This is a genomic window from Plantactinospora solaniradicis, assembly GCF_042658085.1.
In the GTDB taxonomy this organism is placed as follows: domain Bacteria; phylum Actinomycetota; class Actinomycetes; order Mycobacteriales; family Micromonosporaceae; genus Plantactinospora; species Plantactinospora solaniradicis.
Genome location: NZ_JBHSPR010000010.1, coordinates 1,057,995 through 1,072,762, shown reverse-complemented (window position 1 = coordinate 1,072,762; position 14,768 = coordinate 1,057,995). Strand labels below are relative to the sequence as shown.

Genomic DNA, 14,768 nt, shown 5'->3' with positions numbered 1-14,768 from the left:
CTCGGTCGCACACCCGCTTCGCTCGCAGCCGTGTGCGACCGTCCTTGTCGGTCCCGGAGGGCGAACATAGTGTGCGCGTATGCGGACACCAGGACTCTTCGTGCACGCCACCGGCGTGTTTCTCGGGGGCCGGGTTCCGGTCACGGACGCCGTGGCGGCCGGCAGTTACGACGCCGACGAGGCCGAGGCGACGGGGTTCGTCAGCATCGCGGTCGCGGGAGACGTTTCCGCCCCTGAACTCGGGGTGGCCGCTTCGCGGCTGGCGCTGAACCGGGCCGAGTCGCCTGGAACGTCGCTCAGCCACCTCCTGTACGCCGACGTCCATCACGCGGGGCCGGACGGCTGGTGCCCGTTCGCGTACGTGCAGCGCGAGCTGGGCGCCGCTGACGCTCTCGCTACCGGTATCCGGCAGGGGTGCAACGGAGTGTTCGGCGCTGTGGCGCTGGCTGACGGGGCGTTGCGCACCGCCGCGGCCGGACGGTCCGCCCTGCTGGTCGCCGCCGACAATTTCTCCTCGCCGCTGCTGGACCGGTGGCGGTGCAATCCCGGCCTGGTCATGGGGGACGGCGCGGCGGCGCTGGTGCTGAGCCGTACGCCCGGCTTCGCGGAGGTGCTGTCCGTCGCCTCGACGACGCTGACCGAGTTGGAGGGCCTGCATCGGGGGAACCGGCCGCTGTACCCGGCAGATGTGACGCTGGGCCGGAGACTCGACTTCGGCGCCCGTTTCGCGGAGTTCGCTGCTGCCGGCGGTTTCTTCCCGGGCAGTGGCCTGGAGTTCGTCCGCCGGTTCGCCGGCCTCGTCGAACTGGTGTTGGGGGAAGCCGGCGTCAAGCTGGACGAGATCGCTCGAGTCGCGTTCAACCACGGGGGCCGCGAGGTGGTCGAGGACCGGCTGGGTCCGCTGGGCGTGCCGCTGGAGCGCACCACCTGGGCGTTCGGCAGCACGATCGGACACGCCGGTGCGGCCGACCAGATCATCGCGTTCGATCACCTGCTGGAGAGCGGGACCATCGGCCCCGGTGACCACGTGCTGATGCTCGGTGTCGGCCCCGGAGTATCGATCGCCGGCGCCGTGGTACGCGTGCATGCCACACCCTCGTGGCTCGATCGACCGGGGGACTGATGGAGTTCGGATGGACGACCGAGCGGCGGGCGAGATACGACAGCGCAGTCGCCGCCGGGCGGCGGTTGGCGCCGGAGACCGGTACGCCGGGTCTCGATCCCGCTGTCTGGCGGGAACTCGGCCGGCAGGGCTTGCTCGGGGCGAGCGTGGACGCGAAGGAGGGCGGAGGGGGCCTGGGCGCCCTGGACACCGCGCTGTTGTTCGAAGGGTTCGGCCGAGGCTGCCTGGACACCGGTCTGGTATTCGCGGCCGCGGCCCACCTGTTCGCCTGCGCCATGCCGATCGCGGAGTTCGGCTCGGCGGCGTTGCGTTCCCGGTTGCTGCCGGACCTGTGCGCCGGCGATGCCATCGCGGCGAACGCGATGACGGAGCCGGGCGCCGGCTCGGACGTGTCACTGCTGGCCGTGACAGCTACGCCGGCCGACGGCGGATACCGGCTGAACGGCACGAAGAGTTTCGTCAGCAACGGCCCGGCCGCGGACGTGTTGGTCACTTATGCGACCACCGACCCGGGAGCGGGCCATTTCGCGCTTACCTCGTTCGTCGTCGACCGCGCCGGTCCGGGCGTCCGGGTCGGTGAGCCGTTCCGGAAGCTCGGCATGGCGTCGTGCCCGGCGAGCGAGGTGGAGTTCGTGGACTGCTTCGTGCCGGACGGCAACGTCCTCGGCGAGCGTGGTCAGGGGTCGGTGATCTTCCAGCACTCGATGCTCTGGGAACGGACCTGTCTGTTCGCGCTCTACCTCGGGGTGCAGGACCGGCTGATCGAGCAGGTCACCGCGCATGCCGGGCAGCGCACCCAGTTCGGGCAGCCGCTGCGTGGATTCCAGTCGGTGTCCAACCGGATCGTGGAGATGAAGTTGCGGCTGGAGAGCGGACGCCTGCTGCTCTACCGGGCGTGCTGGCTGCTCGACCGCGGTGAGCCGGATCTGCTGGCGTCTGCCCTGTCCAAGCTGGCCGTGTCGGAGGCCGTGCTCGCCAGCTCGATCGACGCCCTTCAGATCCTGGGCGGCCGTGGCTACCTGACCGGCCAGGGCGCCGAAGCCGCGCTGCGTGATGCGGTCGGCGGCACCATCTTTTCCGGAACCTCCGACATCCAACGGCAGATCATCGCTCGGGAACTCGGCCTCTGACACCGCTCGGCTGCCGTTTCGCCGCTGCCGCACACCGCTACCCGCACAGTCGTTGCTCGCTTACCGGGAGGATGTTCTGATGGAGGTGCTCGAGGCTGTTCTCGTGCATTGCTGGGAGTCGGCGTTGCGGCGCCGGCCGATCGGTGTGGACGACAATTTCTATGCGGTGGGCGGACATTCGCTGACAGCCATTCGGATTGCTCACCGGATCACGGATGCCTTCGGCGTCGAAGTCGAATATCTCATGGTGCTCGAGTCCGGCACGATCGCCGTGCTGGCGCAGGGTCTCGTGGAACGTGCCGCGGAGGCCGGCGTCACCGTCTCTGAACTGTCGGAAGCGGGACGAGCCTACTTGCTGAAGCGGGGCGTTGCCGCCGCGGAAATCGGGTGAGACTGAAGGAGGCCCACGCCAATCATGACGTGGGCCTCCTGACGTGCCTTTCTCTTCAGCTCCCGCGGCGCGCCGTCCGGGCGGGCGGCCGCCGGTCGCTGTTTGCACCATTCTCCCGGCCGTACTGGATGCGGTACAGGTCCGCGTAGAGGCCGCCGGCCGCGAGCAACTCGTCGTGCGTGCCGCTCTCCCGGATCTCGCCCTCGGCGACGACCAGGATCTGGTGCGCCTCCCGGATGGTGGACAGCCGGTGTGCGATCACCAGGGAGGTGCGGCCGGTCAGCGCGGTGTGCAGGGCGCGCTGGATGGCCGCCTCGGATTCGGAGTCCAGGTGTGCGGTGGCCTCGTCCAGGACGACCACCGGTGGCGACTTGAGCAGGAGCCGGGCCAGTGCGACCCGCTGTTTCTCGCCGCCGGAGAGCCGGTAGCCGCGGTCGCCGACCACGGTGTCGAGGCCATCCGGCAGCGCCGAGATGGCGTCCCAGATCCGCGCGGCTTCACAGGCCTCGACCAGTTCCTGCTCCGTACTGCCATCGCGGGCGTACAGCAGGTTGGCACGCAGGGTGTCGTGGAAGAGGTGCGCGTCCTGGGTGACCACTCCGACGGTGCCGAGCAACGATCCCAGTGTCAGGTCCCGGACGTCCTCGCCGCCGACTCGGACGATGCCCTCGGTGGCGTCGTACAGCCGGGGCACCAGTTGGGTGATGGTGGTCTTGCCGGCGCCGGACGGGCCGACCAGCGCGGTCAGCTTGCCGGCCGGGACGCGGAACGACACATCCCGCAGCACCCAGGCGTCGCTGGTGCGTTCCTGCCCCCGCCGGGCGATCGACTCCAGGGAGGCCAGCGACACGTCCTTGGCGTTCGGGTAACGGAATGAGACGTGGTCGAATTCGATGTCCGGAGCGGCGGTTCCGTCCGTACCTGGCTCCAGCACGCGCGCGCCGGGCTTCTCCTCGATGAGCGGCTTGAGATCCAGCACCTCGAAGAGCCGGTCGAAGCTGACCAGCGCGGTCATCACGTTGACCTGCATGTTGGCCAGCTGGTTGATCGGGCCGAAGACCCGGGTCAGCAGGCCGACCATGGCGACGATCGTGCCGATCTCCAGGGCACCGTCGATGGCGAGGACGCCGCCGCCGCCGTACACCACCGCGGTGATGACCCCGGTGAGCACGGTGAGAGCGAGGGGAATCATCTGCCCGTAGACCATCAGGGTGGTCGAGATGTCCCGTACCGCGGCGGCCTTGCCGGAGAACGTGTCGGTCTCCCGTTCCGGTTTCCCGTACAGCTTGGTGAGCATCGCCCCGGCGACGTTGAACCGTTCGCCCATCACGGAGGCCATCTCGGCCTCCACGGTCATGCGTTCGCGGGTCATCCGCTGGAGCCGGCGGCCGACCAGCCTGGTGGGAAACAGGAACAGCGGGATCAGCACCAGCACGGCCACCGTCAGTTGCCAGGAGAGGACGAACATCGTGGTGAGGACGAGCACAAGGGTGAGCAGCGTCGAGATGGTCTGGGAGAGCAGCGTGGTCACCGCCTGCTGGGCGCCGACCACATCGGAGTTGAGCCGGCTGATCAGTGCCCCGGTCTCGGCCCGGGTGAAGAAGGTCAGGGGCTGCCGCTGTACGTGGGTGAACACGGTGGTGCGTAGATCGTAGAGCAGGCCCTGACCCACCCGGCCGGACAACCAGGTCTGCGAGTAGACGGCGATCGCATCGACCAGCGTCACGCCGAGCATCAGCAGCGCCAGCGCCACCACGACGTCGCGCCGCTTGGGCACGATCCCGTCGTCGATGACGAACTTGAGCAGAAGCGGTGTCAGCGCGGTGAGGGCCGCGTGGAGCGTGGTCAGCAGCACCAGTGCCAGCAGCGCCCAGCGGTACCGCCGGGCGTAGGGAAGAATCCGCTTTATCGTTCCGGGGCGCACTTTATGCCCCTTGATATCCGGTCTGGGACCCATGCGCATCGAGCCCACCCCGGGGCCGCCCATCATAGCCACGTAAAAGTCCTTTGCTTAGTGGTGGAGCGTCCGTTGGCGTCAGTGCTTGTCGAGGAACTCGATGATCGCGGTATTGACCTCGTCGGGCCGTTCCAGATAGCCGAGGTGGCCGCAGTGGGCTATCTCCACGAAGTCGCAGTCCGGGATGGCGTCGGCCGTCTCGGCCGCGAGGTGCGGCGGTGCGATGCCGTCGTCGGTGAACGCGATGACCCGGCAGGGCGCCGTGATCCTGGTCAGTGCTCCCCGGCGATCCTCGGTGGTCTCCACCCAGGCCTGCCCGCTGGCCTCGCCGGCCTCGGCGGCGAGCTCGAAGATCTCCAGCCATGAGGAGGTGGCGTCGTCGTCGCGCAGCGTCGCCGGCGACAGCATCTTCTGCACCGTGTCGACCGCTCGGTAGCGGGCCGGGAGCTGGATGCCCTGCTCGTTCAACGCCCGGTCGGCCAGTGTCTGGGCCAGACGGACGGCGTCGGCTCGCGGCCGGGTCGCGATCAGTACGGCACAGCGCACCAACGACGGGCTGTGGATCGCCAACTCTTCGGCGATCATCGCGCCGAGGGACGTGCCCACGATCCGGCAAGGTGCGAGGTCCAGCGCCTCGATGAGGCCCCGGGTGTCGGCCACCATGTCGGCGAGCGAGTAGCGGCCGGGCGGCGTCGTGGACGGCGGGATGCCCCGGTTGTTGAAGGTGGTGGTCCGGTAGCCTGCCCGGTGCAGGGCCGGGGTCTGGTGCATGTTCCAGACATGGCCGGCGGCGTTCTGCCCCATGATGAGGAGCACGTCCTCGCCGTGGCCGCTGCGCTCGTATGACAGCCGGATGCCGTTGGTGTCCAGGTAGGGCACGAGTCTCCTCCGGTGAAAAATACGCCAAAGTCGTTGATGTTGTCCCTACCGGCGCTGTTCACGCCTGCAGACTCGGCCCTACTATCGCAAGATCCGGCCGAATGATGCCAATGTCAGAAACAGTAGCCCGAACGCCATTGTGCGGGTATGCGGCGGCGTGGTCGAGTCAGCGGAGCCCGCGGAGGTCACGTGGGATGCCGAAATGCGGCAGCAGGTGTCCGTCCGCCTCGATTGCGTGGTTGGACGGCGGGTCTGCCGGGGCGGATGTTTGTACAACTGATGCGCTGCTGCGGTCGTACATTGTCCGACTGTGCATTGTGTCAAATGAGGACCGCTCGGTCATGCTGACGCGTGCGATCGCGTATGCGCCGCGCCCTGGACCTCTCGACGACTGAGGACGTGGAATGGTCGCTTCTGAAGGTGTGCTCCGTGAGTTGATGGCCGGCCAGTTGGCTATTTGGAACGCTCAGCTGCTAAAGCCGGACAGCGTTGCCTTCAACGTCGGCGAGTACGTCGAGATTCGTGGTGACCTGGACGTGGGCCTCTTCACGACGGCAGTGCGCCAGGCGCTGGCCGAGGCTGACTCGTACCGACTGCGGTTCACCACCGTCGGCGGCGTGCCGCGGCAGTACGTGGGCGGGATGGAGAGTCCCCCGGTGCGGGTCGTGGATCTGGTCGGCCAGCCGGATCCGCAGACCGCCGCCGAGCACGCCATGCGTGCCGACCTGAGCCGGCGGATGGAGCTGACCGACGCCGCGATGGGCACCCAACTGCTGTTCGTGCTGGGCCCCCGGCGTTTCTGGTGGTACCAGCGTTTTCATCACCTCGTCATCGACGGTTACAGCCTTTCGTTGTTCGTCTCGGCGGTGGCACGCATCTACACGGCGCTGGCGGAGGACGGCAGCGTCGAGGAGACCAACCTGGAGCCGCTCTCCGTCCTGTTGGATGCCGAGCGGGACTATCGGGAGTCGGCGGCGTTCGAGCGGGACCGGCGCTACTGGCTGGACAAGCTGTCCGGCCTGCCGGAGAGCGCCCACCCGGCGGCCCTCCGGAATCGGCTGCCGGATGCCCCCACCAAGCACCGACGGCAGTTGGACACGGACGAGGCCACGACGTTGCGGGCGACGGCCGCCCGATCGCGCGCCAGCATCGCTGAGCTGGCGGTCGCCGCCGCGGGTCTTTACGAGCACCGCCTCACTGGAACGCGCGACGTGGTCGTCGGCGTCACGTCGGTCGGACGGTCCTCGCCGCGAGAGTTCGACGCGGTGGGGATGACCTCGAACGTGATGCCGGTGCGCCTGACGATCGATCCCGCCGAGACCTGCGGGACGTTGCTGCGGCGTACGTCCGAGGCCGTCCGGGACGCGCTGCGGCACCAGCGTTACCGGTACGAGGACCTGGTGCGGGAGCTGAAGTCCGTCGACGGCGCGCCGCTGTTCGGCCAGGTCGTCAACGTGATCTCATTCGAGTATCCGCTGCGGTTCGGCGCGTGTACGGCGACCGCCCGGACGTTGGCGTCCGGCCCAACGCACGACCGGCGGATCAGTGTCTACGACCGGGCGGACACCGGCGAGCTCACGGTCGAGGTCGAGGCCGATTCCGATCGGCACGGTGCGGACGGAGCCGACCGCGTCGCGAACCGTTACCTGCGGTTGCTGACGGCTTTCACGGGTGCCGCCGCTGACGAGCCGGTGGCTCGCGCCGAGATCCTCGGCGAGGAGGAGCGTCGCCGGGTTCTGGTCGACTGGAATCCCGCGCCGCAGACGGCCGCGGATCTTCCCGTGCACCTCGGCGACCTGTTCGACGCCCAGGTCGCCCGGACGCCCCAAGCCGTCGCGCTTGTCGGTGACGGTGTCGAGCTCACGTACGCACGGCTGGACGAGCGCGCAAACCGGCTGGCGTGGTATTTGCGCGGCCGGGGCGTGGGCGAGGGATCGGTCGTCGGGCTCGCCGTGGACCGGGGCGCCGACTTCGTGGTGGCGTTGCTCGGGATCGTGAAGGCCGGTGCGGCCTATCTGCCGATCGACGCCCGGTACCCGGCCGAGCGGATCGCTTTCATGATCGAGGACAGTGGTGCGGCGCTCGTGCTGACCACATCAGGTCTCGTCGACACCGAGGCGACTCCGGTTGCCGTGCTGGACAGCGCCGAGGTGCAGGCGGAGATCGCCGGGTGTCCAGCGGTGGCGCCGACGGTGGTCCTGCCGCGAGACTCGCTGGCGTACCTGATCTACACGTCCGGTTCGACGGGGACGCCGAAGGGCGTGGGGGTGACCCACGGCGGTGCGGTGAACCTGGCGGCGGCGCAGATCGAACGGTTCGGCGTGGGGGCCGGGGACCGGGTGCTGCAGTTCGCGTCGATCGGGTTCGACGCCGCCACCTGGGAAGTGCTGATGGCGCTGGGCTCGGGCGCCGGGTTGGTGGTGGCCGCGCAGGACGACCTGCTGCCGGGGGAGGGCCTCACCGGGGTGATCGGCCGGCACGGGGTGTCGTACGCGACGTTGCCGCCGGTCGTGCTCGGTGCGTTGACGCCGTCGGACCTGGCCTCGGTGCGCACGCTGGTATCGGCCGGCGAGGCCCTTGACCGCGGGTTGGTGGAGCGGTGGGCGGAGGGCCGCCGATTCGTCAACGCGTACGGGCCGACGGAGACGACGGTGTGTGCGTCGATATCGGCGCCGCTGGTCGCCGGCGACGAGCCGGTCATCGGTACGCCGATCCGCAACACCCGGGCCTTCGTCCTGGACGGCTCGCTCGGCCCGGCGCCGGCGGGTGTGGCTGGCGAGTTGTATGTGGCCGGCGTCGGTCTGGCCCGGGGGTACACGGGGCGCCCGGGGCTGACCGGCCAACGTTTCGTGGCGTGTCCGTTCGGCACGGGTGAGCGGATGTACCGCACCGGTGACCTGGCGAAGTGGACTCTGAACGGCCAGCTGGTGTACCTGGGCCGAGCCGACGACCAGGTGAAGATCCGTGGGTTCCGGATCGAGCCCGGTGAGATCGAGGCGGTCCTGGGCGCGCATCCGGCCGTGCTCCGGGCGGCGGTGGTCGTCCAGGAGGATCAGGCCGGCAACAAGAGCCTGGCCGGCTACGTCGTCCCCCGTGACAGCGACAACGGCGAAGACCTGCCCGCGATACTGCGGGAGTACCTGAGCGAGCGGTTGCCGGACTACATGGTGCCGGACGCGGTGATGGTTCTGGCGGAGATGCCGCGCACCGTGAACGGGAAGCTCGACCGTGCGGCGTTGCCGGTGCCACGACGGGTGACCGGTGCCGGCCGGAGTCCCGCGACCGCGGCCGAGCGCCTGGTCAGCGAGGCCTTCGCCGAGGTCCTGGACGTCGATCGGATAGGTGTCGAGGACAACTTCTTCGAGTTGGGCGGCCACTCGCTGCTGGCGACGAAGCTGATCGGCTGCGTGCACAAGGCGACGGGTGTGATGTTGCCACTGCACGCGTTGTTCGACATGCCGACGGTCGCGGCGCTCGCCGCGCATGTCGCCGGAGCGGCTTCCGGCCCGGCCCGGCCGGCTCTGACGGTGACGGCTCGGCCCGCCCGGGTCCCACTGTCGTTCGCGCAGCAGCGGCTCTGGTTCCTGAGCCAGGTGGAGGGCAACAACCCGGCCTACAACGCCCCGCTCACCCTGAAGCTGACCGGGCCCCTCGACCATGCCGCCCTGAACACGGCGCTGCGGGATGTCCTGGGCCGGCATGAGGCGCTGCGCACGGTCTTCCCCGTGCAGGACGGCGAGGCGTACCAGGAGATCCTCGACCCGGCGTCGCTGCGGTGGGCGTTGCAGGTCGAGCAGGTGCCGGCGGCCCAGGTATCCGATGCGGTGGCGCAGGCGGCCCGGTATCCGTTCGAGCTGTCCACGGAAGTGCCGATCCGGGCGTGGCTGTTCGAGACGGCACCGCAGGAGTCGGTGCTGGTTCTGGTTCTCCACCATGTGGCCGCCGACGGCTGGTCGATGGGCCTGCTGACGCGGGACATGTCGGCGGCCTACGCGGCCCGGCTGCGGGGTGTGGCGCCGGAATGGGAGCCGTTGCCGATGCAGTACGCGGACTACGCGCTGTGGCAGCGTGACCTGCTCAGCGAGTCCTCCAGCACGAATGACCTGCTGCGGGAGCAGCTGGACTACTGGCGCCGCGCGCTCGCGGACGCACCGGAGGAACTCGGGCTGCCCCACGACCGGCCGCGGCCGGCCGAGGCGAGCCACCGTGGGTACACCGCGCCGGTGCGGATCCCGGCCGAGGTGCACCGCCGACTGGTGGAGTTGGCCGCCGCGGCGAGCGCTACGTCGTTCATGGTGTTGCAGGCCGCCTTGGCGACGTTGCTGTCCCGGCTGGGCGCCGGTACGGACGTGCCGATCGGGTCGGCGGTTGCCGGGCGTACCGACGAGGCGCTTGACGAGCTTGTCGGCTGTTTCGTGAATTCGCTGGTGATCCGTACGGACCTGTCGGGCGATCCGCCGTTCCGGCAGTTGCTGGCCCAGGTGCGGGAGACGACCCTGGGCGCGTTGGCGCATCAGGACGTGCCGTTCGAGCGTTTGGTGGAGGAGTTGGCGCCGGCACGGTCGCTCGCGCGGCATCCGCTGTTCCAGGTGGTGCTGACCCTTTTCGACCCCGGCGACCAGACGACCGACCTGCCCGACGTGACCGCCGAATTCATCCCACCGGACCGGCAGACGGCGAAGTTCGACCTCGACGTGCTGTTGAGCGAGACGCTCGACGCCGACGGTGCTCCGGCGGGGCTCTGGGGTGTGGTTACGGTAGCGGCGGATTTGTTCGACGAGGTGACGGCGGTTCGGTTCGCGGAGTTGTTCGTACGGGTGTTGTCGGTGGTCACCGCGGCGCCGGACGTTCGGTTGCATGCGGTGGAGGTGCTGGATCCGGCCGAGCGTGAGTTGTTGGTCCGGGGTTGGAACGAGACCGTGGCACCGGTTGCTGCCGAGTCGGTGGTGGAGCTGTTCGGGCGGTCGGTGGCGCGGGTGCCGGATGCGGTGGCGGTGGTCGCCGACGGTGTCGAGCTGACGTATGCGGGGTTGGCCGAGCGTGCCGGCCGGCTGGCGGGCTATCTGCGGTCGCAGGGTGTGGGTCCGGAGTCGGTGGTGGCGTTGTGTCTGCCTCGGGGTGTGGAGATGGTCACCGCGATACTGGCGGTGTGGCAGGCGGGTGGGGCGTACCTGCCGGTCGACGTGAAGTTGCCGGTGGAGCGGCTGGCGTTCATGTTGGCGGACAGCCGGGCGATGTTGGTGGTGGGTACCGGAGACGTCCTGGACGATCTGCCGGTGGGCCAGGCGCCGATGGTGGCGGTGGACGACCCGATGGTGGTGGGAGCGGCGCCGCTGGTGGCACCGGTAGGGGTTGATCCCGGTGCCTTGGCGTATGTGATCTACACGTCGGGTTCGACCGGTGCTCCCAAGGGTGTGGCGGTCACCCACGGATCGTTGGTCAACTATGTGGGGTCGGTGTCGCAGCGGCTGGGCTGGGCTGCCGGTGGCCGGTTCGGATTGTTGCAGCCACAGGTGACCGACCTGGGGAACACGGTGGTGTTCAGCAGCCTGGCCACCGGTGGGCAGTTGCACGTGCTTGACGAGGCCAGTGTTCTGGACCCGCGGGCGGTGGCCGATTACCTGACCGAACACCGCATCGATCATGTCAAGGTGGTGCCATCCCACGCGATGGCGCTGTCGGCGCGGGCGGTTCTGCCGGCCCGGTCCCTGGTCCTCGGCGGTGAGTCGGCGCCGCCGTCGTGGGTGGGGTCGCTGGTACGGGAAGCCGCGGGCCGGCCGGTGTTCAACCATTACGGGCCGACGGAGACCACGATCGGGGTCGCCACCGCCGACCTTTCGGAGCTGTCCGGCCCGGACGTGCCGATCGGGACACCGATCGCGAACACCCGTCTGTTCGTGCTGGACGAGCGGCTCGCGCCGGTACCGGTCGGAGTCGCCGGAGAGCTCTACGTCGCTGGTGCGCCGGTGGCGCGCGGTTACGTCGGGCGACCGGGGCTGACGGCCGAGCGGTTCGTGGCGTGCCCGTTCGGCGTCGGGGAGCGGGCGTACCGCACCGGTGACCGGGTCAAGTGGACGACGCAGGGACAGTTGGTGTTCCTGGGCCGAGCCGACGACCAGGTGAAGATCCGCGGGTTCCGGGTCGAGCCCGGCGAGATCGAAACGGCCCTGCGCGCGTATCCGGGCGTCGAACAGGCCGCGGTCATCGTCCGTGAACAACAACTGACCGCGTACGTGGTCACCGACGGAGACGTCGACGAGATCCGTGGGTACGTCGGGTCACGGCTACCCGACTACATGGTGCCGTCCGCGATCGTCGCCCTGCCGGAACTGCCCCTGACCGACAACGGCAAACTCGACCGCAACGCCCTACCCGACCCGGAGTACGCCAGCGCATCCAGCCGCGGCCCGGAGACAGTGCAGGAAGAACTGCTCTGCGCCGCCTTCGCCCACGTCCTCAGCCGGGACACGGTCGGCGTCGACGACAACTTCTTCGACCTCGGTGGCCACTCCCTGCTCGGCGTCCGGCTCGTCTCCCGCATCCGGTCGACCCTCGGCGTCGAGATCGAGATCCGCACCCTCTTCGACGCACCCACACCGGCCGAACTCGCGGGTCAGCTCGAAACTGCACGGCCGAGCCTGCCGGCGCTGCGGCCGAGGCAGCGCGGGAACTTCACGGAGGACATGCACTGATCCGACCCGGAGCGGAAGACCGCCGCGAACAGCCGGCTGGACGACGACCACAGGACAACCTGCGGTGCCGTGGCCTGACCGCCACCAGGACGAGCGGTTCCAGGTCCCACGGGCCGTTTGACCGGGCCATCCCCGCCACCGGTCTGCGCCAAGCCCCGGCCACCATCGACCACCACGTCGGCGAGTCGGTCGCCGAGGTGTTCCGCGCTGTGTGCGCCGCTGTCCTGGGCGGCGGGGATGATCCACCGGGTGCCGCAGGTCACCAGTGCCGGGATACTGCCTGGCCACACCCGGAGACCCCTTGCCGTCCTTCGGGAAGCCGGTGTGGTCGACCACCCACGCCAGTGGCCGTATCGGTCCTTTAGCTCCAGATCGTGATCAACAGACTGCGAAACAGGATGGAAGCCATTCCATCGCCTTAACTCTTGGGCAGTGCGGCCAGGGGTGACATGCCGGAACCGGTCTCATTCGACCTGCTCGTACGACTGTTCCGGTGGCGCAGTTGCACGCCTGGACAGCCTTGATGGGTGGTCCCGAATCAGTCATAGTGAATCCCAGCCCCGACGCCGAGCCACAAATGGCGCACAGGCGGTTTCTCTGGGTCTGCCCTTGTTGCCGAGAGATAGGGATGGTCTGGTGCCGAACCCGTTCGAAGACCCCGACGCGAGCTATCTGGTCTTGGTGAACGACGAGGGGCAGCATTCGCTGTGGCCCGTCTTCATCGATGTGCCGGAGGGCTGGACGACGGTATTCGGAGAAGCGTCGCGAGACGACTGCCTCGAATACATTGAGAAGTCATGGACCGATCTGCGGCCCAAGAGCCTGATCGAGGCGATGAAAGGGCAGTAGGCCACCGTACGTGTGAACACCCTGGACGCCGGTGACCCCCATGGGCCGCCGGCGTCTTGTCGTCATCCGAAATCTTGCATCTTCGCCACGCTGTCGACCGCGTCGTACTGTGCCAGGAGCCGTGTCCCGCTCTCGCGCGGCAGTCGGTCCGCTGTGGTCTGCGCCTGCCGGACCACGTCCGATCCGCGCTCTCGTCGCCATCAGGGCCGCACACCGGACCAGGTGCGGCCGGCGGATCGCAATCTCCTCGGCGATTGGCGCAGCCGCGCGAGGTAGTACAACGTTCGCGTTGCTGAAAACAACTCATTGGGCGGTTGGACATCCTGTTCACCGTCGGCGAAGAGCGGCTGAGGCGATTGCTCAGAAAATGGCTCGCGTTTCCGGTGTCCGTACATTGATGTGTCCAAGCGAGCGGGCCAAATCCAAATTCGGCCAGTTGTCGGTACGCAGCTCGCTGTAGGACGACTAGCCGCAGCTTGGAGCCGTGGTGACCGGTCGGTGCGACCCCACTAGGTGCCAGTACAACTGCTCATGATGGACAGTCGGACACCTGCGTCAGGTCGTCGGACATGTTTATCATCCGCCTGATGGCGGCTGATTTTGGCCGGCTAGAAGTGCTATACGGTTGGAGGAACCGTGTTACGGGGGCTCGTCTCAAAAGAATCGACCAAGAGCAACTCGTTCCGTGGGCTGGTGCCGGCACCCGCTCCTGAATCCGCACTCAAACTGCGGGAAAAGCGACCGATGGGCAATCCTGACCTGGAATGGCTGCCCGTCGACGCGCTTCGCCCGGCCGATTCGCCGCGGCGGGCCGGCGAGGACATGAATCACGTCGAGATGCTGGCCTCCATCGAGGACCACCTGCCGCCCATCGTCGTCCACCGCGACAGCATGCGGGTCATCGACGGAATGCACCGCCTGCGCGCCGCCAAGCTGCGCGGCGACAACATGATCGAAGTGTCCTTCTTCGACGGCACCGAGCAGGAGGCCTTCGTCCTGGCCGTCACGGCCAACACGACACACGGCCTGCCGCTCACGCTCGGCGACCGGACGCTGGCCACGGAACGCATTCTCGCCTCACAACCCACCTGGTCGGATCGAGCCATCGCGATGACCGTCGGCCTCGGTGCGCGTACCGTCGGCAACATCCGCCGCCGGATGCAGGACGAGGCGGCGGTGGAGCGGGTCAGCGCGCGTACTGGCCGGGACGGCCGCGTCCGGCCGCTCGACAACAACGTCGGACGGCTACGTGCCTCGGCGTTGATCAAGCAGCGCCCCGAGGCTTCGCTGCGTGAGATCGCCCGCGAGGTCGGTGTTTCGCCGTCCACGGTCCGGGACGTGCGACAGCGGCTCGAGCGGGGTGAGGACCCGCTGCCGCAGATGCGGCGACGCCGGGAGAAGCTGGTCGATCGGGAGGCCGTCTCGCTGATGTTGCAGGGGCTGCAGAACGATCCGTCACTCCGGTTCACCGAGTCGGGCCGCACCGTGCTGCGGTGGATCCATTCGCGGGCGATTCGTTCGGAGGAGTGGTCCGAGGTCGAGCACAAGGTGCCTCCGCACTGCGCCTACATCCTTGCCAGCGTCGCCCGATCCTGCGCCGACGAGTGGCTCCAGATCGCCGACGAGTTGGAGCAGCGCAGCACGCGCACGGCCTGATCCAGAGGGGAGGATAACTGTCATGGTCGGGAGCATCACCCGACCCGTTCGATGAGCAGGGCCGGCGGGGTGCCGTCGGTACGATCCGAGA

Annotated in this window: 8 protein-coding genes and 1 pseudogene; 6 read left to right on the top strand and 3 right to left on the bottom strand. The window is 68.6% G+C overall.

The window, feature by feature from the left end:
• Positions 1–79 precede the first annotated feature (79 nt).
• From ACFP2T_RS17455 to ACFP2T_RS17445, 3 genes are all read left to right on the top strand, one after another.
• Complete coding sequence (locus ACFP2T_RS17455; RefSeq protein ID WP_377422704.1) at positions 80–1,123, top strand: ketoacyl-ACP synthase III family protein; 1,044 nt, start codon at positions 80–82, stop codon at positions 1,121–1,123.
• A complete protein-coding gene (locus tag ACFP2T_RS17450; RefSeq protein ID WP_377422701.1) occupies positions 1,123–2,253 on the top strand; it encodes an acyl-CoA dehydrogenase family protein in 1,131 nt (376 codons plus the stop codon). Before ACFP2T_RS17455 ends, ACFP2T_RS17450 begins: the two co-directional genes overlap by 1 nt.
• A gap of 79 nt (positions 2,254–2,332) precedes the next feature.
• Entirely contained in the window at positions 2,333–2,644 is a 312-nt protein-coding gene (locus ACFP2T_RS17445) for a phosphopantetheine-binding protein (RefSeq protein ID WP_377422698.1), read from the top strand.
• Positions 2,645–2,699: 55 nt separating this feature from the next.
• Here ACFP2T_RS17445 and ACFP2T_RS17440 read toward each other — a convergent pair whose 3' ends face one another.
• Together ACFP2T_RS17440 and ACFP2T_RS17435 are read right to left on the bottom strand one after the other, a co-directional pair.
• Positions 2,700–4,568 (bottom strand): ABC transporter ATP-binding protein, encoded by a 1,869-nt coding sequence (locus tag ACFP2T_RS17440; protein WP_377422696.1) that lies wholly within the window; start codon positions 4,566–4,568, stop codon positions 2,700–2,702.
• A gap of 111 nt (positions 4,569–4,679) precedes the next feature.
• Entirely contained in the window at positions 4,680–5,480 is an 801-nt protein-coding gene (locus tag ACFP2T_RS17435; protein WP_377422693.1) for an alpha/beta fold hydrolase, read from the bottom strand.
• Between the two features lie 404 nt (positions 5,481–5,884).
• Between ACFP2T_RS17435 and ACFP2T_RS17430 the strand changes: the two genes are divergently transcribed.
• Positions 5,885–12,172: an amino acid adenylation domain-containing protein gene (locus ACFP2T_RS17430; RefSeq protein ID WP_377422691.1), complete on the top strand. Its 6,288-nt coding sequence runs from the start codon at positions 5,885–5,887 to the stop codon at positions 12,170–12,172.
• 264 nt (positions 12,173–12,436) lie between these two features.
• On the opposite strand, the pseudogene ACFP2T_RS48120 reads toward ACFP2T_RS17430, so the two are convergent.
• Positions 12,437–12,526 (bottom strand): annotated as a pseudogene (locus ACFP2T_RS48120) (transposase); the annotation flags it as partial.
• A gap of 279 nt (positions 12,527–12,805) precedes the next feature.
• Between ACFP2T_RS48120 and ACFP2T_RS17425 the strand changes: the two are divergent.
• Entirely contained in the window at positions 12,806–13,021 is a 216-nt protein-coding gene (locus ACFP2T_RS17425) for an MbtH family protein (protein WP_377422899.1), read from the top strand.
• Between the two features lie 744 nt (positions 13,022–13,765).
• A complete protein-coding gene (locus tag ACFP2T_RS17420; RefSeq protein WP_377422688.1) occupies positions 13,766–14,677 on the top strand; it encodes a ParB/RepB/Spo0J family partition protein in 912 nt (303 codons plus the stop codon).
• Positions 14,678–14,768: the final 91 nt, after the last annotated feature.

What these genes read in the sequence shown, in the direction of transcription:
- ACFP2T_RS17455 (WP_377422704.1), top strand. Translation starts at nt 80, where the DNA reads ATGCGGACACCAGGACTCTTCGTGCACGCCACCGGCGTGTTTCTCGGG.
- ACFP2T_RS17450 (WP_377422701.1), top strand. Translation starts at nt 1,123, where the DNA reads ATGGAGTTCGGATGGACGACCGAGCGGCGGGCGAGATACGACAGCGCA.
- ACFP2T_RS17445 (WP_377422698.1), top strand. Translation starts at nt 2,333, where the DNA reads ATGGAGGTGCTCGAGGCTGTTCTCGTGCATTGCTGGGAGTCGGCGTTG.
- ACFP2T_RS17430 (WP_377422691.1), top strand. Translation starts at nt 5,885, where the DNA reads ATGGTCGCTTCTGAAGGTGTGCTCCGTGAGTTGATGGCCGGCCAGTTG.
- ACFP2T_RS17420 (WP_377422688.1), top strand. Translation starts at nt 13,766, where the DNA reads ATGGGCAATCCTGACCTGGAATGGCTGCCCGTCGACGCGCTTCGCCCG.